Annotated in this window: 16 protein-coding genes and 1 tRNA gene; 9 read left to right on the top strand and 8 right to left on the bottom strand. The window is 69.3% G+C overall.

Annotated features, from left to right (window positions below):
* Positions 1-441: 441 nt before the first annotated feature.
* Positions 442-1,932 (bottom strand): acyltransferase family protein, encoded by a 1,491-nt coding sequence (locus HNR20_RS32900; RefSeq protein WP_373291033.1) that lies wholly within the window; start codon positions 1,930-1,932, stop codon positions 442-444.
* 133 nt (positions 1,933-2,065) lie between these two features.
* On the opposite strand from HNR20_RS32900, the gene pgfA reads away from it, so the two are divergent.
* Positions 2,066-3,109, top strand: a complete 1,044-nt coding sequence (pgfA, locus tag HNR20_RS13340) for a cell envelope lipid trafficking protein PgfA (RefSeq protein ID WP_184179586.1) — start codon at positions 2,066-2,068, stop codon at positions 3,107-3,109.
* Positions 3,110-3,215: 106 nt separating this feature from the next.
* Here the strand turns inward: pgfA and HNR20_RS13335 are convergent, their stop codons facing one another.
* A complete protein-coding gene (locus HNR20_RS13335) occupies positions 3,216-3,950 on the bottom strand; it encodes a class I SAM-dependent methyltransferase (RefSeq protein ID WP_221309795.1) in 735 nt (244 codons plus the stop codon).
* A gap of 437 nt (positions 3,951-4,387) precedes the next feature.
* On the opposite strand from HNR20_RS13335, the gene HNR20_RS13330 reads away from it, so the two are divergent.
* Entirely contained in the window at positions 4,388-5,011 is a 624-nt protein-coding gene (locus tag HNR20_RS13330; protein ID WP_184179580.1) for a DUF6230 family protein, read from the top strand.
* 384 nt (positions 5,012-5,395) lie between these two features.
* A complete protein-coding gene (locus tag HNR20_RS13325) occupies positions 5,396-6,892 on the top strand; it encodes a DUF6114 domain-containing protein (RefSeq protein ID WP_184179577.1) in 1,497 nt (498 codons plus the stop codon).
* A gap of 71 nt (positions 6,893-6,963) precedes the next feature.
* On the opposite strand, the gene HNR20_RS13320 is transcribed toward HNR20_RS13325, so the two are convergent.
* A complete protein-coding gene (locus HNR20_RS13320; RefSeq protein ID WP_184179574.1) occupies positions 6,964-8,634 on the bottom strand; it encodes a DUF885 domain-containing protein in 1,671 nt (556 codons plus the stop codon).
* A gap of 131 nt (positions 8,635-8,765) precedes the next feature.
* Here HNR20_RS13320 and HNR20_RS13315 point away from each other — a divergent pair, with 131 nt between their 5' ends.
* On the top strand, positions 8,766-9,746 hold the full coding sequence (locus HNR20_RS13315) for a DMT family transporter (RefSeq protein WP_184179571.1): 981 nt from the start codon (positions 8,766-8,768) through the stop codon (positions 9,744-9,746).
* Positions 9,747-9,758: 12 nt separating this feature from the next.
* On the opposite strand, the gene HNR20_RS13310 is transcribed toward HNR20_RS13315, so the two are convergent.
* Together HNR20_RS13310 and HNR20_RS13305 are read right to left on the bottom strand one after the other, a co-directional pair.
* Positions 9,759-10,832: a PHP domain-containing protein gene (locus HNR20_RS13310; RefSeq protein WP_184179567.1), complete on the bottom strand. Its 1,074-nt coding sequence runs from the start codon at positions 10,830-10,832 to the stop codon at positions 9,759-9,761.
* A 1-nt stretch (position 10,833) separates the two neighbouring features.
* Positions 10,834-11,550, bottom strand: coding sequence for a M23 family metallopeptidase (locus tag HNR20_RS13305; RefSeq protein ID WP_373291032.1), 717 nt, complete (start codon positions 11,548-11,550; stop codon positions 10,834-10,836).
* Between the two features lie 114 nt (positions 11,551-11,664).
* Between HNR20_RS13305 and HNR20_RS13300 the strand changes: the two genes are divergently transcribed.
* From HNR20_RS13300 to HNR20_RS13285, 4 genes are all read left to right on the top strand, one after another.
* Positions 11,665-12,057, top strand: a complete 393-nt coding sequence (locus HNR20_RS13300) for a hypothetical protein (RefSeq protein WP_373291025.1) — start codon at positions 11,665-11,667, stop codon at positions 12,055-12,057.
* Between the two features lie 142 nt (positions 12,058-12,199).
* Entirely contained in the window at positions 12,200-12,367 is a 168-nt protein-coding gene (locus HNR20_RS13295) for a hypothetical protein (protein WP_167454701.1), read from the top strand.
* A gap of 117 nt (positions 12,368-12,484) precedes the next feature.
* Positions 12,485-13,012 carry a tRNA adenosine deaminase-associated protein gene (locus HNR20_RS13290; protein WP_184179561.1) on the top strand — a complete coding sequence of 176 codons (528 nt, stop codon included), beginning with the start codon at positions 12,485-12,487 and terminating at the stop codon, positions 13,010-13,012.
* A gap of 145 nt (positions 13,013-13,157) precedes the next feature.
* Complete coding sequence (locus HNR20_RS13285; protein ID WP_184188402.1) at positions 13,158-13,607, top strand: nucleoside deaminase; 450 nt, start codon at positions 13,158-13,160, stop codon at positions 13,605-13,607.
* Between the two features lie 142 nt (positions 13,608-13,749).
* Here the strand turns inward: HNR20_RS13285 and deoD are convergent, their stop codons facing one another.
* Positions 13,750-14,457 (bottom strand): purine-nucleoside phosphorylase, encoded by a 708-nt coding sequence (gene deoD, locus HNR20_RS13280; protein WP_110563627.1) that lies wholly within the window; start codon positions 14,455-14,457, stop codon positions 13,750-13,752.
* A gap of 75 nt (positions 14,458-14,532) precedes the next feature.
* On the opposite strand from deoD, the gene HNR20_RS13275 reads away from it, so the two are divergent.
* Positions 14,533-14,619: transfer RNA gene (locus tag HNR20_RS13275), tRNA-Ser, on the top strand.
* 73 nt (positions 14,620-14,692) lie between these two features.
* On the opposite strand, the gene HNR20_RS32895 is transcribed toward HNR20_RS13275, so the two are convergent.
* Both HNR20_RS32895 and HNR20_RS13265 read right to left on the bottom strand, forming a co-directional pair.
* Positions 14,693-14,941, bottom strand: coding sequence for a tyrosine-type recombinase/integrase (locus HNR20_RS32895; RefSeq protein ID WP_373291024.1), 249 nt, complete (start codon positions 14,939-14,941; stop codon positions 14,693-14,695).
* A 630-nt stretch (positions 14,942-15,571) separates the two neighbouring features.
* A complete protein-coding gene (locus HNR20_RS13265; RefSeq protein WP_184179558.1) occupies positions 15,572-17,920 on the bottom strand; it encodes a DEAD/DEAH box helicase in 2,349 nt (782 codons plus the stop codon).
* Between the last annotated feature and the right edge of the window lie 13 nt (positions 17,921-17,933).

Genomic DNA, 17,933 nt, shown 5'->3' with positions numbered 1-17,933 from the left:
GGCTGGCGCGCCACGCTGGACGGTGTCCGGCTCCAACCGACCCGCGTCGACGGGTGGAAGCAGGCCTGGTTCGTGCCGGCCGGGGCCGCCGGCCGGGTCGAGCTCGACTTCACACCCGGGATGCAGTACGAGCGCATCCTGGCTGTCGCCGCAGGTCTGCTCCTGCTGTTGATCGTGGCAGCCGTGCTCCCCGCGCGTCGCCATCGACCGTCGTACCCGGTGGTCCCATCCACACTGGCGACCGCACCGCTTCTCGCGGTCGGCGTACCGGCGCTGCTCGGGGGTCTGGTCGGGCTTGGCTGCGCGGTCGTGGTCGTGGCGCTGCACCGGCGTCGAATGCCCACCCCCGGGTGGATCTGGGTGCCAGCCGCCGCGGGCCTCGCGATCTACGGGACCGAGCGATGGTGGTTGTGGCGCGTCAGCAACGAATCGGTAGCTGAGCTACTCGCCGTGCTCCCGACGGCCCTGCTTCTCGTCGCTGTCGCCGCCCTGGTGTTGCGTTCCCGAAGGGTCCGCGGGAAGTACGAGTCGCGCCGGGAGGGTCGGGTGCTCGGCTGGGCCCGACGCCGCGGCCTGCGGCACTGGCACCCGCGTCGGCGTTTCCGCACGGACGGCGGGCGCGGCTCCGGGCCCGCGGCCGGCGGCCCGCCTCTCCAGGAATCTCCGCAGCCGCTGCATCGGCCGCTCGATGAGGTAGTAGCTGGCGGTCGCGGCCGGGATGGTGAGGGCCAGAGTCAGCGCCAGGACCACCCAGAACGAGCTGTGCATTCGGGTCAATCCAAGCAGTCGGAAGCACGCCTCGAGGGCGAGGATGTGCCAGAGGAAGATGCCGTAGGAGATTCGACCGAGGAACCTGACCAGCGGCTGCAGCAGGAGCGCACGCGGCACCCCGCCCGAACCCCGGCCGACGAGCGGGGCGATCACGCACCACGTGATGAGCAGGAACAACAGGTGTTCGGTGACCGACTCGACCGGGGTGGCGGGCTCAAGCCCGCGGGGGCCGGCGATCGGCGTGCTGGCGATCCAGAGCAGCGCGCCGGCGATGAGCCACGACGTCCCGGGGGCGAACGTGAGGACTCGGAGCCCGCGCGGCGTGGCGGACCACAGGTCCTCCTCGCGGCGGTCGGACCCGTTCATGGCCAGCTCCGGGAGGAACGGGGAGGAGGAGGTGCTGGGAGGCCACGAGGCGAGAACGGCCAGCATGATGCCGATGCCGAACCAGTCCAGGAAGGCCGGCAGCCAGAGCCACGACAACCCCGGTAGGGGCGCGTTCTGGCCGTGCGCGTAGACGTTCCAGACGAGGCCGGCCACAACGAGTGCGATGCCGAGTGCCAGTTGGCGCCGCGCCCGCGCCAGCGGGTTCCGACCACCCAGGTGCCGGCCGAGCACCGCGATCACCGGCAGCGCCAGGTAGAAGGTCGCTTCGGTGGCGAGGCTCCAGGTCTGCTCCATACCGACCGGCAGCCGCAATGGCTGATAAATGTGCACCAACAGGAGGGGGATTGCCCAGTCCCACAGTGACCTGAGGTAATCGATGTTGAGCCACGTCAGTGCGACAACCGCCATTGCCCAGTACCCGGGCAAGATGCGCACTGCGCGGTGCCAGAGGTATGCCCGAACCGGCGGCTGTGGCTGCGAATGAATAGCGGCACGCGCGAATGGCCGGTAGAGCAGGAAGGCGGACAGCGCGAAGAAGATCGCGATGCCCACATCCAGCCTGGCCAGCACATCTCCGAAGCGGCCGTACGAGTTGGTCAGCCCGCTGAGAAAGGACACATGGTGGACGAGCACCCCGAGTACCGCCACGGCCCGAAGGCCTTCCAGAGCGGGTAACCAGCCATCAGTACGGCCGGTATTCGGCTCGGAACGATGACGCTCCCCGTTGATCGGGGTTGCTTTGACAGGTCGGCTCACAGGTCCTCGACATCCCATTTGTTGTGGCAGCCGGACGGCCGCATCCGACCGTGGTCGGTACGGCTCAGGAGGCCGCGTCGGACCATATCCGAAAACGGTCCCGTCATGTACTGTCAGCCGACTAGTCGACCATTACAAGGGGAGGAGTTACATGCGACCTACGTCGGGTGCCATCTTGGTGGCGGCGGGCGCGTTCCTGATCGTCGGGGCCGTGGCGACGCCGCTGGCCGTCGCGCCCGCTCTCGTCAAGGTGCCCCTGGACCAGAGTTCGGTGACGATCTCGAAGGCCCAGAACGCGACCGTCCTCGATTTCGGCACACTGTCGGAGCGAACCGCGGTCAACCTGACCGCCCATCGTGCCGTCCGGGGTGATGTCAAGGACGGCAACGCCGACCGGGCGGTCTTCAACGTCGGTGTCCGGGTGATCGACGATGCCAGCAAGAAGGAGATCACGGTCAGTACGGACCGGGTGGCCCTGGACCGGCGGACGGCGATGGCTGTCGCCTGCTGTGCCGAGGACATCAACGGCGCGGCCTTCAAGCATGAGGGCCTGACGTACACCTTCCCGTTCGGCACGGAGAAGAAGACCTATCAGTACTTCGACAACACCGCTCGGAAGGCGTACCCCGCCAAGTACGTGAGCACCGAGAAGTTGCAGGGGCTGACCGTCTACAAGTTCGAGATGACGGTCGAGCCGATCAAGATCAGCGAGATCAAGGTCCCCGGCAGCCTGCTGGGTTCGAGCGAGCCGGCTGTCAACGCCGGCCGTTACTACGCCAACACCCGCACGCTGTGGGTGGAGCCCGACAGTGGCGTGATCGTCAAGGGCCAGGAGAAGCAGCTGCAGACCCTCCGCGACGGGACCGGCCCGGACAAGCTCAAGATCATCGACGCCGACCTCGCCTTCACCGAGGACACCCAGAAGCAGCAGGCCAAGGCTGCCAAGGACGCGCGTGATCAGATCAACCTGCTGACCACGGTGGTGCCGATCGTCCTCGGGCTCCTCGGCCTCGCCCTGGTGCTGCTGGGTCTGTACCTCGTCATCCGCGCAGCTCGCCGCGGGCCCGAAGCGGCACTGGTGGAAACCGGCGACCAGCCGACGACCGACCTGCCGTCGCAGGCGTCCTCGGAGCCGGTCGACGAGCCCACGGTGCCGGCCGGAGGGCGCCACGCTGTGGAGCGCAGCGAGCCGTAACACCGCCACATCGCCTCACCACCGCACGCCGACCTGACCGGGCCGGCCGGCCCTCGGGTCGGCCGGCCCGGTCATGTTCGAGGTCGCGCCGGGTGCGGTCGGACGGCTAGGCGCGGCGTACCGCGTACCGCGTGCAGACCCAATCTTCGCTGTACGGCAGGTCGCGCCACTGCCCGACGATGTCCCCGCCGTGCGCGTCCATCAGCTCAACCATGTCGGCATGCGGCACGACGGTCATCTTCATCGGCGCCGGATATTTGAGCAGGTGACGCTGTGCCCAGCTGATCAGCCGGAAGGGCACCACCTGCCAGATGAAACCCTTTGCCGTACGCGCCAACTCCGTCGGTAGCCCCACAACGGCAATGCCGCCGGGACGCAGGACGCGCAGGAACTCGGCCAGGTAGTTGTCGATGGCGGGGCGCGGCAGATGCTGCAGCACCAGGGTGCTGTAGACCAGGTCGAAGTGACCGTCGGGGAACTGGCTCAGGTCTGGTGCGTCGTTGAGGACGAACCGGATGTTCCCGGCGCTCCGGTCGAGCTGTCGGGCGGTCTCCAGCATGGGCGGAGCGATGTCCACGCCGACGACTTCGTCAGCGTGCGGAGCGAGCGCCTGCGACAGTCGCCCGGCGCCGCAGCCGAAATCCAGCACCCGTTCCCAGCGAGTGGGCAGGCCCAGGCGGCGGAGCTGCCCGCTGGTCTCTTCGACATCGGTGCGGCCGGTGGCCAGGAACTCCTCGACGTCCCACCGCCCGCCACGCTTGCCGGGTTGGACGAGGACGGCCCAGAGTGGATCCTCGGTGCCGAGCTTGGTCCAGTCGCGCCGCACGTCGTTCAGATTCACGCCGAAACAGTAGGGCATTCGGGGACCTGTCGGGATCGACCGGCTCCTCGGTCGTCGGGATGTTCGGCTGGGTCGGCCGACCCGAACGGTCTGCGCGCGCCGGGTGACGCCTGCTGGTGCGGAGGCGTGCTTTACATCCGTTACATTATTGTAATCCGTCAATGCATCGTCACGGTCCGCATCCGAATCTGCTGATTGCGACACCTTTCCTGGTGATTTGACCGCTTGCTCATCCGGTCATCCCGACTCGGCGTGACGCCGCGCTACTGCTGGATCGCCCTTCTGTTACCGCCGAGTAATCGAGGGCTTGTGAGCTACGCCCCAACGGGTGCACCATCAAGCCCGATCGTTACCCGCCGGTAACAGATGACGGGCCCGGCGCAGGGCCGCCAGATCAAGACCGGCGACCCGCGCGCATCCACCTCGAGGAGGAACCCGTGCAGGATCGGTTCGACAATCAGGGTCGTACCCGATGGCGGCGGTTCGCCGCCATGATGGTGCCCGCCACGGCCGCCGCGGGCGCCATCCTGTTCGGAATGTCGACCGGCGCGATCGCGTCCGACATCACGGTCTCCGGACAGACATTCAAGATCGGTGCCGACCGCCTCGAGGGCGACGGCTTCAAGCAGTACGGCGGCATCGTCCGGGAGAAGGGCAAGGACGGAAAATCCGGACAGGTCCACCCGATCGCTCTCTCCGAGATCAGCAGCGCCGAGCTGTACAGCCTCTGCCAGTCCGTCCGCGCCGACCTGCCCGGCCTGCCGGTGGTGCTCACCATCAACGCTGGTGAGGGCAAGGAACCCGCCCGGGCCAAGGACCTGCTGATCGCGATGGACTCGTTGAACGGCAACGCGACCTTCACCAACATCAAGATTGGTCGGGACGCCACCGACCTGAACCCGACGGCGCAGGCCGGGTCGTTCGGCCAGAACTCCGACCACGTCACCATCACCAACCTGCAGCAGGTGTCCCGCTACACCACGGCGGCCACCTTCAACCTGGTCGGCCTTCGGCTGAAGGTCAACGTGGGCGAAGACGCCAAGGGCAAGGAGTGCTTCTGAGGTGAGCCGTGGCCCACGGTTCCCCACCGCTGCCGGCGGTGCCCCATCGCGGATTCGCGAGTCACCTGCGTGCACCCGAAGGTCGCCGGCGGTGTCCTCGTCGTCGAACTCGCTGCTGGTCGGTGGCCGTCCGCTGAGGCCGCTGCTGGTCGGTGGCCATCGGCCGAGGGCACCGCTGGTCAGTGACCGCCCGACGCGCACGCCGAGGCCGTCCGCCGCCAGGCCACGGGGGCGCCGGGCAGTGATCAACTCCAGCTCGCCGATGTTGCGGTGTCCTCGAGGAGGGATGCCGCCACATCGCCGAAGTGGAGTGGATCATCCGCACGGTGCCCGGCGCTGCGGGCCCGGACCGTGTCCCCGTCCCCGCTCGGTCAGGAGGAGTACGTGACAACCGCCAACCCGTCGCACGCCCGGCCCGGCGGTCCGGCTCAGGCGTGGCGGCTCTTCCGCCGCTGGCAGCGCAGCCGACCGTTCTGGGGTGGCCTGCTCACCGCCCTGGCCGGGCTGGAGATGTTCGCTTCCACCCGGATGACCCTCAACGGCCTCAGCTTCCACAGTGGGGCGAGCGGCCTGCTCTCGCTGTTGATCCCGGTCATCCTGGTGACCTGTGGCCTGCTGCTCTGGTTCACTCCGGCACAGCGCCTGTTCTACTCGGTCGCCGCGGCGGTGACCGCGGTGTACTCGCTGATCGGGCTCAACCTCGGCGGCTTCTTCGTTGGTCTGTTGCTCGGCATCGTCGGCAGCGCTCTCGCCTTCGCCTGGACGCCGACCCGACCCGCACCCTCCCCCACACCACAGGCCGACGTCGCGCAGCCCGACGCCGCGCAGGCCGACGTCGTGCAGCCAGACGTCGCGCAGCCCGACGCCGCGCAGGCCGACGCCGCGCAGGCCGACGTCGTGCAGCCAGACGTCGCGCGGGCCGATGTCGCGCCGGGCGATCGCCCTACGGCGGCGCAGGCGTCCGACGAGGGCGCGCCGCCCGAGTGGCCGGGACGTTCCGCTGACCCGCGAGCCTTCGGCATTGTTCTCGTGGTGCTCGGTCTGGCCGCCGTCGGACTGGCCATCCAGCCCCGGCCGGTGCAGGCCGCCCCGGGTCGGTCGGCCGCGACCGCCTGCCCTACCCCGTCCCGGTCCGGTAGTCCGTCGCCCAGCCGCAGCGCGGCCACGCCGACCCCGACCCCGAGCCCGGGGCGGGGCGGCAACGTGATCACCGACATCCTGGACGGAATCGGTGATCTGCTCGGTGGTGGACGCCGCGGGGAAACCCCGACACCGTCGACGAGCCCAACAGCCACGCCGACGACCCGCCCCGGCTTCCCCAACTGCCCGGGGGCGACCCCAGGCACCCCGGGCAAGCCGGGCACGACGACCCCGGGCAAGCCCGGCGGGACGGCACCCGACGAGCCGGGCACGGTGGAGCCGGGCAAGCCGCTGCCGCGTATCGCCGCCGATCCGGGCCTGCCGGTGGTGGCTCAGACGCCGTCCAAGCTCACCGGGTCGTCGGTCCGGATGACCGGGTTGCGGTTCGAGGGGATCACCGACCTGAGCACGGTGAAGGGCGACCTCAAGGTGCTGAAGTTCAGCATGCGGGAGGCGGTGACCGACGACTTCCTGCTGAGCGCCGACGGCCCCGAGGGGCGCAACCAGAGGTACGCGACCGACCGGCTGACCGTCAGTGGTGACGTGGCCTTCTATGCCACCCGGTTCGTCGGCCGGCTGCTCGGCATCAAGGTCACGCTGACGCCGGATCTGCCGCTGCCGAACGGCATTCCGATCACCTCGCCCGTTCCGATCACGTTCACCGACCCGGTCATCGATCTGGCGTACGTCACCAGTGACACGCTGACCGCCCGACCGGCGTTGGCGCTGACCCTCGGCTGAACGGCACGTCGGTCCGATGGCCCCGGCGCCGGCGGGTCGTCGTACCGCCGGCGCCTGGAACCGTTGGTGAATCAGAGCCGGGCCAGCGCCTTCCGCAGCGGGTCGAGACCAAGAGCGCCCAGGTCCAACGCCTGCCGGTGGAACTCGCGCAGGTCGAAATCGGCACCCTTGCGGGCCTTGGCGTCCTCCCGGGCCTGGAGCCAGATCCGCTCACCCACCTTGTACGAAGGTGCCTGCCCCGGCCAGCCCAGGTAGCGGTTCAGCTCGAAGCGCAGATTCTCGTCCGGCACCCGGCAGTGCGCCCGCATGAACTCCCAGCCCAGTTCGGGCGTCCACCGCTCGCCCGGGTGGAAGCCGAACGGATTGTCCTTGGGGATCTCCAGCTCCAGGTGCATGCCGATGTCGACGATCACCCGTGCTGCGCGCATCGCCTGACCGTCGAGCATGCCCAGCTTGTCGCCCGGGTCTTCCAGGTAACCCAGCTCGTCCATCAGCCGCTCCGAGTAGAGCGCCCAGCCCTCGCCGTGCCCGGAGACCCAGCAGAGCAGCCGCTGCCAGCGGTTGAGCAGGTCGGCCCGGACGGCGGTCTGCGCCACCTGGAGGTGGTGACCCGGCACGCCCTCGTGGTAGACCGTGGTCACCTCTCGCCAGGTGGAGAAGTCGGTGATGCCCTGCGGCACCGCCCACCACATCCGGCCCGGGCGGGAGAAGTCCTCACTCGGCCCGGTGTAGTAGATGGCACCGTCGCTGGTCGGGGCGAGGCAGCACTCGATGCGGCGGACCTGCTCCGGAATGTCGAAGTGGGTGTCGTGCAGTTCGGAGATCGCCTTGTCGGCGAGCGCCTGCATCCAGTCTCGGAACGCCTCCTTGCCCTGGATGGTCCGGGCCGGGTCGGCGTCCAACTTGGCCACGGCCTCGTCGACGGTGGCACCGGAGCCGGCGATGCGCCCCGCGACGACCCGCATCTCCGCCTCCAGGCGGGCAAGTTCCGCGAAGCCCCAGGCGTACGTCTCGTCCAGGTCGACCTTGGCGCCGAGGAAGTACTGCGAGGCGAGCTCGTAGCGCTCCCGTCCGGCCGCCTGCTTGTCCCGCCCGTGCGGGGCCAGCTCGGTACGCAGGAACTGGCCGAACTCGGCGGTCGCCGCGGTCGCCGCGGCCGCACCCCGACGCAGGTCGGCGCCGAGCGTGCCCTCAGCGCCCAGTCGCTCCACCAGACCGTGGAAGAAGTTGTCCCCGGTCGGGTCGACCCAGATGTCGCACTGCTTGGCCACCTCGACCAGCTGCACCTTCGAGCTGACCCGACCGGCGGCGAGCGCCTCGCGCAGCGTGGTCTTGTAGCTCTCGAGCGCGCCGCCGAAGCTGTTGAGCCGGGCGGCGATGTTGGCCTGCTCGTCGCTGGTCGCGGTTGGCATCAGGTCGAACACCATGCGGATCTCGTGGAGTCCGCTCTCGATCACGCTGATTTCGCTTGTCGTCTCGCCGGCGTCGTACCGGGCCAGGTCCAGGCCGAGCCGTTCCTGCATGGCCTCCTTGGCGGTGCGTTCCGACTCGGTCTGCGGTTCGGTCACCTCCAGTTCGGCGAGCGTCCGGCGGGTGAGGTCCGCGCGCGCCTGGTAACCCTCGGGCGAGAGGTCGTCGAGCTGGTCGTCATGGCCGGCGATGCCGACGAAGGTCGCGCCGGTGGGGCTCAACGGCGCCCACTCGGCCACGTAACGGTTGGCGAGTTCATCAATTCGTCCCACGCTGCGACCCTACGTGACCACCCGGCCCCCGTGTCGACGACGTTTGTCGTGTTCAGGCCACCGTCGTGGCGGGGAGCGCGGCGTCCGAAAGGCGCGCGACTTTGTCGGTGGGTTCCGGCAGAGTGTCAGGGGTGACTGCCGACATCACTCCTGACAAGGCACCGGCTCGCGCCTGGCTGCCGGGCTTCATCGCCCTCGCCGCGATCTGGGGTTCCAGCTTCCTGTTCATCAAGATCGGGGTGGCCGAGCTGCACCCGGTCCAGCTCACTCTCTACCGGGTCGTCGCCGGCGCGCTGACCCTGCTGGTCGTCCTCGCCGTGCTCCGCGACCGGCTGCCCCGCGAGCCCCGGGTCTGGGCGCACCTGACTGTCGTCGCCGCGTTCGGTGTGGCTGTGCCGTTCACCCTGTTCGGCTACGGCGAGCAGCGGGTCGAGTCGATGCTGGCGGGCATCTGGAACGCGACCACGCCTCTGATCGTGCTGCCGCTGGCGGTGCTGGTCTTCCGCACCGAGCGGTTGACCGCGCGTCGCGGGGTCGGGCTCGGGCTGGGCTTCCTCGGGGTGCTGGTGGTGCTGGGGGTCTGGGAGGGCATCGGCGGGGCGCACTTCACCGGGCAACTGATGTGCTTCGGCGCGGCTGCCTGCTACGGCGTCGCCATCCCGTACCAGAAGAGGTTCGTCGCCGGCAGCGCGTACTCCGGCCTGTCGCTCTCCGCCGCGCAGCTTCTGCTCGCCGCCGGGCAACTGGCCATCGTCACCCCGTTCGTCGCCGGCCTGCCGCCGCTGCCCACCGAGTTGTCGCTCGGGGTGGTGGCCAGCGTGCTGACTCTCGGCGCGCTCGGCACGGGCCTCGCTTTCGTCATCAACATGCGCAACATCCGGTTGGCCGGCGCGAGTACCGCGTCCACCGTCACGTACCTGATCCCGATCTTCGCGGTGCTGATCGGAGCCGTGGCGCTCGACGAGCGACTCAACTGGCACCAACCGGTCGGCGCGCTCATCGTGCTGTTGGGGGTCGCGGTCGCGCAGGGTCTGTTCGGTCGTCGGAAGCCCCGCCCGGTGGTCGGGGTCGGCGCACCCGCCGCACCCGCCGCCGAGCCTGCCGGCCGCTGACAGCCGAGTCGATCAGCCGCGGTCGCGCGTCCACTCGACCAGTTGCTCCGCCGACCAGGTGTTGATCACGCGGTCGGCGGGGACGCCGCAGCGTGCCGCCCGCTCGCAGCCGAACCGCTGCCAGTCGAGTTGGCCGGGCGCGTGCGCGTCCGTGTCGATGGCGAACCGGCAGCCAGCTTCCAGCGCGCGGCGGATCAGGCGCTTCGGCGGATCCTGCCGCTCCGGCCGGGAGTTGATTTCGACGGCGGTGTCGTGCTCGGCGCAGGCGGCGAAGACGGCGTCCGCGTCGAAGTCGCTCTCCGCCCGGGTCCGGGCGCGGTGCCCCCGGTCACCCGGACCGGTCACCCCGGCTGGCCGGGACGACACCATCCGGCCGGTGACGTGGCCGAGGATGTCCAGGTGCGGGTTGGCGACCGCGGTCAGCATCCGTCGGGTCATCTTCGACCGCTCGTCGTTCAGGCCGCTGTGCACCGACCCGACCACCACGTCCAGCCGGGCCAGCAGCTCATCGTCCTGATCCAACGAGCCGTCGGCGAGGATGTCCACCTCGATCCCCGTGAGGATCCGGAAACCCTCCGGCAGTGCCGCGTTGACCTGCGCCACATGGTCGAGCTGCCGGCGCAGCCGGTCGGCGGTCAGCCCCCGGGCCACCTTCAGCCGGGGCGAGTGGTCGGTCAACACCATGTACTCGTGGCCCAACTCCACCGCCGCCAGTGCCATCTCCTCGATGGGCGAGCCACCGTCGGACCAGTCCGAGTGGGTGTGACAGTCACCTCGCAGGGCGGTGCGCAGCGCCGTCGCCTCGGCGTCCAGATCACTGCCCTCGGTCGCCACCAGCCGGCGCAGGTAGACCGGCTCCTCACCGGCCAGCGACTCCGCCACGCAGCGGGCCGTGACGTCACCGACTCCGGCCAGCTTGGTGAGCGTGCCGTTGCCGGCCAGCTCGGCCACCTCGGCAGCCGGCAGGCCAGCCAGCGCCTTCGCCGCCGACCGAAAGGCGCGTACCCGATACGTGGCCTCGTTCGCCCGCTCCAACAGGAACGCGATCCGGCGCAGGTCGGCGATGGGATCCCGGGTGCTCGTCACGTCAGGGCGCCTTCGGGCAGCCGTTTTTGCGTTGCCACGTGACGACCTCGGCGGCTGGTTCCCGATTGCCGCCGTTCCGCCAGGAATCCAGGTAACGGGCCGGCCAGAGCACCCCGCGCCGGATCCACCAGCCGTCCTTGCCCGGACACGGCGGCGAGATGCCGAAGTGCACATGGCAGACGTTGTTGGCGTTGCCGGTGCGCCCCACCTTGCCGAGCTGCTGCCCGGCGCGGACGCGGACCCCGGCGTCGACACCGCTGGACACGACGCTCAGGTGCGAGCCGTAGTAACGCACCCCGTCGTCGCCGAGCAGGGAGACCGACAGGCCGCCGTTCTCCGGGCCCTGCGGCCCACGCTTCGTGTACCTGTCGACGCGACTCACCTCCAGCACCTTCCCGTCGGTCACCGCGACAAACGGCTCACCGCAGTCGGCGAAGAGATCCGTGGCGGGGTATGCCCCGTGCGTCGGGTGATAGTCCACGTTGTCGGCGCGTACCGGAAAGACGTGCCGCAGGCCCGTGCGAGGTAGCGGCGCCGACGGTCTGGCCGACGACGGCGCCGGGCGGGCTGGAACGGGCGCCGTCGGCGTGGCCGACGGCGACACCGGCTGGTCGGCGGTCGCCCAGACCGCCGGCGGCGTCGGTGCCGCGCCGTCGGCCGGCGCGCCTGGCCGGGTGGTCGCGCAGCCCGCGGCCAGCACCGGGGCGAGCAGCAGCATGATCGGGTACGCCGGACGCACGCGGCGGCTGATCGTCGGCGAGGGCATCCGGTCATCCTGGCAGAGCCGGTACCGTGAGCACGAGTGGCGCGCGCGTGAGGGAGGGCAGCGACGGTGAGCATCGCCCAACCCGATCCTGGCCCGGATCCCGGTGCCGCCGCACGGTCGTTGGCGCGTACCCCGTCGGGGCTCTTTCCGGCCGGGCCCCCGTCGCGGCCCACCTACCGCGAGCCGCACCCGATCACCGGCGGCGGTGTCGCCGCCGGGGGCGGCGCGGCGGCCAGCTGGTTGCTGCTGTTCGGCCTGCTCGGCACCGATGTGACCAGCTACGCGTGGTGGACGTTGTTTGCCGGGTTGCTGGCGTGGCTGACCGCGCTGGTGCTGGTCCGCTACGGCGATCGCGGGGTTGCCACCGGAGTCGCCATCGTCACGGCGGGTGGCTGGAGCATCGCCGCCGCCGTGGTGGCGGTCCGCTGGGCCACCGGTGGTGACTGGCCGCTGTGGTGACTGGCCGTCGTGGTGATCTGCCGTTGTGGTGACCGGCGCGGCGGGCCTCGAGACGGCAGCCGATGACTGCGCCGTGTGCCCGGTTGGCTGCGTAGCGAACGCCGTCTTGACGTGGCCGCCGAGACTCGGCACGCTCGGCACTATGGCCTGGACCACTCCGCGACAGGACCCCGATCGCAGCCGCCGCCGCCTGCAGTTGCTGGCCGAGTTGGCGGGTGCCCGCGCGGTCCGCCAGCGCAGCCGACCGCAGCGGCAGCGCACCGAGCGGCTGCGCCAGCTCATCGCCACCCGTCGTCGAGTCGCCGGCTGACCCGACTTTGTCAGGAATGACCGACCCGTCGGGGCGTTGACGAGTCGCCTGCCGACCCGACCGGCTAACGTGCACGCGTAACGAGTCGACGCTGTGTCGAGGGCTATTGGGGGGACCGTGTCGTACTTCGCTGCGGCCGTTGTGCGCGACGACAGTGGCTGGACCGCCGCCGAGGTCAGCCTGCGTGGCGCCACTGACATCGACGAGGTCGCAGACCGGCTGCGTGACGTCGACCAGGAAGCCGACGTGTCGCTGCTCTTCGTCGAGGCCGACGACGCGTACCTGGTGGTGCTGCGCCTCGACGAGGGTGAGGACCTGCGGGTGTTCGGTTCGGACTCCGCGTACGCCGAGGAGTCCCAGCTGGGTTCGCTGCTGGTCGGTGACCTGAAGACCTCGGTCACCGGGCTCGACGGCGACGAGGAGCCACGCCCGGCGACCACCGGTGACGAGGAGAGCGAGCAGCCCGTCGTCGACCCGGAGGCGGACCCGGTCGGTGACGCCGATCTGCTGGCCAACCTGGGCATCTCCGCGCAGAAGCTGCTGACCCTCTGCACCCACGAGGGGATGCTGCCGGCGGACGTCACCGCCGAGATCTGCCAGGTGCTCGGCTGCGCCGACGAGGTCGAGGAGCTGCGTGAGGTCTGAGCCGGCCGACGCCACCGATCCGGCACTGGAGTCGCTCAGCCCAGGGCAGCCCACTCCCGGTGCGGTGGGTCGCGCCGGGCCTGGCGCTAGCGAGGGCCTCGCCGACCTGGGTGAGGTCGGCCGGCGGCAGCGGCACGAGCTGTGGATGCGGCGCGCGTTGGAGGTCGCCGTCACGGGCCCTGCCGACTCGGCCGGTGCCGGGGCTTTGGCGATCGATGACATCCCGGTTGGCGCGGTCCTCTACGGGCCGGACGGCGCCGAGTTGGCCATCGGGCGCAACGAGCGGGAGTTGACCGGCGACCCCACCGCTCACGCCGAGGTGCTGGCCCTGCGGCGGGGTGCCGAACGGACCGGCCGGTGGCGGCTCGACGGCTGCACCCTGGTGGTCACCCTCGAACCGTGCACCATGTGCGCGGGGGCCCTGGTGCTTGCCCGGGTCTCCACCGTCGTGTTCGGCGCGTGGGAGCCCAAGACCGGCGCGGCCGGATCACTCTGGGACGTGCTGCGTGACCGTCGCCTCAACCACCGCCCCGAGGTCTACGGCGGGGTGCTGGAGGCCGAAACCGCAGCCGTTCTGCGCGCCTTCTTCCGCTGAGACATCGCCCTCCCGGTCCGGCCGGGCGGCAGGGCGCGGCCCTGCCGCCACGGGCGGGCCGGGCACGAAAGAGCGTGATGACAGCGGGGCATTCTGCGCCACCGAGTCATCACGCTCTTCGCGGTACTGCCGCCCGAACGGGTCAGGCGATGATCGTGTCGAGAGCGATCTCGACCATCTGGCTGAAGGTCTGCTCCCGCTCCTCCGACGTGGTCTTCTCGCCGGTCTTGATGTGGTCGCTGACGGTCAGCACGGTCAGCGCACGGGCCTTGAACCGTGCGGCGATCGTGTAGAGCGCCGCCGACTCCATCTCCACCGCCAGCACCCCATAGTCGGCGAGGGTGTCGTAGAGGTCCGGCCGGTCGGTGTAGAAGGCGTCCGCCGCCAGAATCGGGCCGACATGCATGTTGATGCCGCGCCGCTCGGCCACCTCCACCGACGTACGCAGCAGCCCGAAATCGGCCACCGGCGCGTAGTCGATCAACCCGTCGAAGCGCATCCGGTTCATGTTCGAGTCGGTGGACGACCCGATCGCGGCCACCACGTCGCGCAGTTGGAGGTCGGTGCTGAGGGCGCCGCAGGAGCCGACCCGGATCAGCGTCTTCACGCCGTACTCGTTGATCAACTCGTGGGCGTAGATGGAGGCGGACGGCATGCCCATGCCGGAGCCTTGGACCGAGACCTCGACACCGTTCCAGCGGCCGGTGAAGCCCAGCATGCCCCGAACCGTCGAGTAGCAGGTGGCGCCCTCGAGGTAGGTTTCCGCGATCCACTTGGCCCGCAGTGGGTCGCCCGGCATCAGGACCCGCTCGGCGATCTCGCCCGGCTTCGCGCCGATGTGCGTACTCATGGCAAAGATCCTGCCAGGCCGGCCGGGGCGATACCGGTTCGGCGTCGGAACCAGCGGTCATGTACCCTCGTCGGCGGTGGCGTGTCCGAGCGGCCTAAGGAGCACGCCTCGAAAGCGTGTGAGGGTTAACGCCCTCCGAGGGTTCAAATCCCTCCGCCACCGCTCTGAAATGCAGAAACGCCCGGTCGATCCGCGAGGATCGGCCGGGCGTTTCGCTAGCGGTCTGAGTTGCTGCTCAAGGGGTCAATTTCGAGTCCTCTGTCGGGCTGTCCCACAGCAGCCCTCCAACGCGCTGGGCGATGTCCCGGCGCACCTGGGCGGTGAGGTGTTGGTACCGGGCCGCCATCGCTGAGTTCGACCAGCCCATGATTCCCATCACCGCCCGCTCGGCCACGCCGAGGATCAGCAACACCGTGGCAGCGGTGTGCCGGGCGTCATGCAGTCGGCTATCGCGCAGCCCGGCGAGCTGAGCAGCCGCTTCCACTCGTCGTAGGCGGTTCGCGGGTTCACCGGGCCGCCGGTCGGCCTGGCAAACAGCCAGTCGCCACCCTCCCAGAGCTGGGCGGCGGTGGCGCGCTCCTAATCCTGCTCGTCGCGGTGCCTGCGGAGCAGCACCACCAGTTCGTCTGGGAGGCCGATGCTGCGCCGACCGGCCCGAGACTTGGTCTCGGCAGTATCGGCCCGCACCTGACGGCGGTCGGGGCAGTGCCCGCCGTGCTTCCGGCCGCACGGTGAGCGGCACCCGTGCTCCCACCTCGGCCGCTGCCGACCGCGCCGGACGGTCAGCGTCCCGGCGTGCAGGTCGACATCCGACCAGCGGAGTCCGAGCGCTTCCCCTGGCGCAGACCAAGGGTGAGCGCGACCGCCCACCGCGCGCTGTTGCGTCGGCCACGGGTGCGGCCATAAACCGCTGTACCTCGGAGACCGTGTACGGCTCGATCTCACTTTCCGGTAGGCGCGGTGCCTTGGCGAGGGCGGCCGCGCTCTTAGCGAGGTGGCCCCGACGTACGGCTGTCTCCCAGACTGCGGCGGGCCGCAAAGCCGGCGTCCCCCGGTTGGCCCCTCTGTTGAGCGTCCACTGTCCGGGTAGTTGTGGGCGGTCGGCTACGCCCGACTACCCCCTTCCGTGGTCGGCCAGGTTGAGGTACTGGGACTCGAATCGTTCTGGCCGGAAAAACTGCCCAACCTGCTCGATGATCTTTAGCGGGAGTGGAGCGGATATGAGCGCATTCTGCCAGGCCGCGATCTCCGCGAACCCAGCCTCTGGCGCAGCCCTTTGAAGGTGGCCTACCAGAACTTCCAGTTGCAGGCGAAGCCACTCGGCCTGCTGCTGGTCGAGGAGGAATGCCTCTGCGCCGACCAGGGGAAGTTCGATCCGTGCCGCCGCTGCCCATCGTTGCGCGTCCTCGAGGTATGCCGCGGCGATGGCCTCGCGGTTGACGGCATCGCGGAGGAATCGTTCGAGGTTGAGCGGCAGCGTCGGGGCGAACTTAAGGGTTATGTAGCGCAGCCAGGTGGTACTGCGCCCAGGTCGGTATGGACGCAACTCCTGTCCGTAGTATGGGGTTTGGGTGATTTCCTTGCGGGCGTACTCTGCCGCGACGATTAAGTCGACGTAGGATTTCCACAAACTGCCCGACCTGCTGTCGGGCGACACAAAGGCGCACAGGTACTGGCCATGCTCCTTTATGTCTTCATTCCGCGCCGACACGTCGTTGAACACTCGTATGAACCGCTGCCGCTCTACGGCGTCTATCAGGACGGCGCCCCATACGCTCTGCTCTGCGAATTCATCCGCTGTGCCATAGTGCGGTATACCGGTGAGCATCAGATGTAGATCTTCTCCGGGCTCGAGCTGGTCAAGCTGAGCGAGCACGCGTTGCCGGGTAGGCGCGGCGACGTTGTGCCGTTCGAGAAGCTCGTCGACGTGGTCCCGCAGATCGGGTGCCGTCCCATAGGTCATGTCAACCAGGTCAGGGCGGAGCCGGTCGGAGATGTCCTGATACAGCCAACGCTGATCAAAGTGGTATTCAAGGTTCGACTCGCGGACCTGGACTACGTGCGCGGTGCGCTTGCCGGGCGCCCAGCGGAGGGCGCGGCCGGCTACCTGCATCAGGTGGCCAATGCTGGTCGACGGATAGGTAACAACGACGGCGTCGATAGAGGGATCGTCGTAGCCCTCGCCGATCAGTTGGCTGGTCGCGATCAGGATGCCCTTTGGGCGTGCTTTGAACTCGTCGAGGAAGTCCGCCGAGTCTCGCGCCCCTGCGCTGTTGCCCGCGCCATGTACGTAGCCGACGTCTTCACCGGACAAGGGGTGGGTGGGCCGTTCGTCAAGGAGGTCGGACACCGCCTCGTAGAGGGTGCGGGCGCGGTCCTGCAGTGAGACCGCGACGAGCACCTTGCCGAAGTCCTCCTCCGTGCGCTCAAGAAGGTAATCGGCCAAGTCGCGAAGACCATCGGATGCTGACCAGTCCAGAGCCGTGAGATCGAGCGGCGGATCGAAGACGGGCTCAATCACGCACCCGCGTGCGAAGAGTTCCCGGTAGGTGATGGTGTAGGCGATTTCGTCGATACCGATTGGTAGGTCGTCCGAGCGGTTCGGTGTTGCGGTGAGGAACAGGGCCGGGGCTACGGCGTCAGCAAAGATCGGCTCGTACGAGGGCGCAGCCGCGTGGTGGGCCTCGTCGATCACGACCAGCCCGATCTGCTCGCCGAACTCAGCCATCGCCTTTGAGAGATCGCCGACCATCACGAACCGGATGCGCTCGGCGAATAGGGACGCCGCCCCCTCCGGTGCGTGGACGGGGTCGCGCAGCAGTTGCTGTAGCGTACGTCTGGCCTGCAGTCGTAGGCCACGGCGATGCGTGACCCAGAGAACGACCCGGTCAGGCTGCGGTCTCTCCGACAGCCACGTGAGAATCAGGCGGAGGGCAATGCGTGTTTTGCCGCCGCCGGTCGGAACGACAAGTCCAACCTTTGAAGTGGGGTTCTTGCGCAAGGACTTGAGCGACGCCGCGATTGCGTCTTCCTGCCACGACCAGTCGGGACTGCTCGCGGAAATCGAACCGGGCGGGTCAACCTCCGCCGGTTGGCCGGTCTCGGCAACCAGTCGAACTACCGCCGCCGGGACTCCGAGTTCTTTGACGACTCGGCCTACGGCAGCCTCGCCGTCCCCCGTACCGGCGTGGGCCGCTGCGAGGGCCTTGCGGATGGCACCCTCGGGGTTCCCCGGACGGGCCGGGATGGTCCGCTCGACGGTGTCGAGGCCCTGTTCGATCGCCTCCAACGTCGCCGAGTTGACGCTACGGGCCGGATCATCGGACAGCATCCCGTGCACACGGTTCGGGTAGATGCGCTGCGCCGGGCCCGCGTTCTGAGCCTGCGATAGTGCCTCGGCGAGTGCCTTCACGCTGCCTGCACGCAAAAAGCCATCGGCCAGGCGACGCACCGCGGTCTGCACGCGGGGGTCAGAG

It is taken from the genome of Micromonospora parathelypteridis (assembly GCF_014201145.1).
Classification (GTDB): Bacteria; Actinomycetota; Actinomycetes; order Mycobacteriales; family Micromonosporaceae; genus Micromonospora; species Micromonospora parathelypteridis.
This window is presented reverse-complemented; position numbering and strand designations above follow the sequence as displayed.

What these genes read in the sequence shown, in the direction of transcription:
- HNR20_RS13305 (WP_373291032.1), bottom strand. Translation starts at nt 11,550, where the DNA reads ATGCTGCTGCTCGCCCCGGTGCTGGCCGCGGGCTGCGCGACCACCCGG.
- HNR20_RS13285 (WP_184188402.1), top strand. Translation starts at nt 13,158, where the DNA reads ATGCGGCGCGCGTTGGAGGTCGCCGTCACGGGCCCTGCCGACTCGGCC.
- pgfA (WP_184179586.1), top strand. Translation starts at nt 2,066, where the DNA reads ATGCGACCTACGTCGGGTGCCATCTTGGTGGCGGCGGGCGCGTTCCTG.
- deoD (WP_110563627.1), bottom strand. Translation starts at nt 14,457, where the DNA reads ATGAGTACGCACATCGGCGCGAAGCCGGGCGAGATCGCCGAGCGGGTC.
- HNR20_RS32900 (WP_373291033.1), bottom strand. Translation starts at nt 1,932, where the DNA reads ATGGGATGTCGAGGACCTGTGAGCCGACCTGTCAAAGCAACCCCGATC.
- HNR20_RS13295 (WP_167454701.1), top strand. Translation starts at nt 12,200, where the DNA reads ATGGCCTGGACCACTCCGCGACAGGACCCCGATCGCAGCCGCCGCCGC.